Raw genomic sequence first — 1302 nt, forward strand, 5'->3', positions numbered from 1 at the left:
TAGTTATGTCCCAGCCCCACTAGATCAAGACTAAATTGTCTCGAAACAGATTGACGGATAAAATTGTGAAGGAATTTACTGAACTTTCGGCCGTTTTAGTTGAACAAACAAGGACTTTCTCCTCACAAGCAAATCTCACAATATTAAGATTAAAGCCTGTAGAAAAATCAAGGGAAAATAATGTGAATATGAAGAGGAATTAATTCAAATCACTTTTCATTAACCATCCTATGCTGATAAAATGGCAACAGACAGATTAGATAGACAAAGGGAGAAGGATTTTATCAATGAAATTAATTTCTTGGAATGTCAACGGCCTTCGAGCATGTGTCAAAAAAGGCTTTTTAGAATATTTTTATGAAATGGACGCCGATATTTTCTGTATTCAGGAAACAAAGCTGCAGAAAGGGCAGATTAACCTTGAACTGGAAGGCTACCATCAATTTTGGAATTATGCCATCAAAAAAGGCTACTCTGGTACCGCTGTTTTTACAAAGGAAAAACCCATTACAGTTAGATACGGATTGGGAGAAGAAGAATCAGAGGCAGAAGGAAGAATTATCACCTTAGAATTTGAAGACTTTTTTCTAGTGAATGTCTATACACCTAATTCTCAACGAGATTTGGCCAGATTGCCATTTAGATTAGAATGGGAAGATCGGATTCTTGCTTATTTAAAGGACTTGCATGCGGTCAAACCGATCATTCTTTGTGGGGACCTAAATGTCGCACATAAGGAAATTGATTTACGAAATCCTAAATCCAATGTAGGTAATTCAGGATTTACGGACGAAGAGCGTGGAAAAATGACTGACTTACTAGGGTCTGGATTTATAGACAGTTATCGTTATTTTTATCCCGATCAAGAAGGAGCTTACTCCTGGTGGTCATACATGAATAAAGTTCGTGAGCGAAATATAGGCTGGCGGATTGACTACTTTATCGTATCTGAAAAACTGAAGGATAGGCTTCAAGACGCACATATTCATTCGCAGACAATGGGTAGTGACCATTGTCCGGTATGTCTCGAATTAAGTTAAAATAAATGAACCCTTTGCAGGAATAACCACAAAGGGTTCATTTTTTATATTTCATTTAAAGCCGTTCCGAATACATCAAATTCTTGAGGTCTGTCTTGATCAGAGATTGTTTCTGATTGCTCTTGCTTATCCGAACTCATTAATCCCTTATCTTCCGCTTTTTTATAGTGACTCATGTTCATTCCCTCATTTCCATTGTATAGTAAGAATTACTAAAGTATTTTTACCTATTAAATGCTAAATAAAACAAATTGGGATTGAA

At 36.3% G+C, this 1302-nt stretch carries 2 protein-coding genes; one reads left to right on the top strand and one right to left on the bottom strand.

Features of this window, described 5'->3' with window-relative positions; genetic code table 11:
• Positions 1–287: 287 nt before the first annotated feature.
• Complete coding sequence (locus tag V7083_RS13750) at positions 288–1040, top strand: exodeoxyribonuclease III (protein WP_335478662.1); 753 nt, start codon at positions 288–290, stop codon at positions 1038–1040.
• Positions 1041–1084: 44 nt separating this feature from the next.
• On the opposite strand, the gene V7083_RS13755 is transcribed toward V7083_RS13750, so the two are convergent.
• Entirely contained in the window at positions 1085–1216 is a 132-nt protein-coding gene (locus V7083_RS13755; protein WP_335478664.1) for a hypothetical protein, read from the bottom strand.
• Positions 1217–1302: the final 86 nt, after the last annotated feature.

The organism is Bacillus sp. JJ1764 (genome assembly GCF_036962145.1).
Lineage (GTDB): Bacteria > Bacillota > Bacilli > Bacillales > Cytobacillaceae > Neobacillus.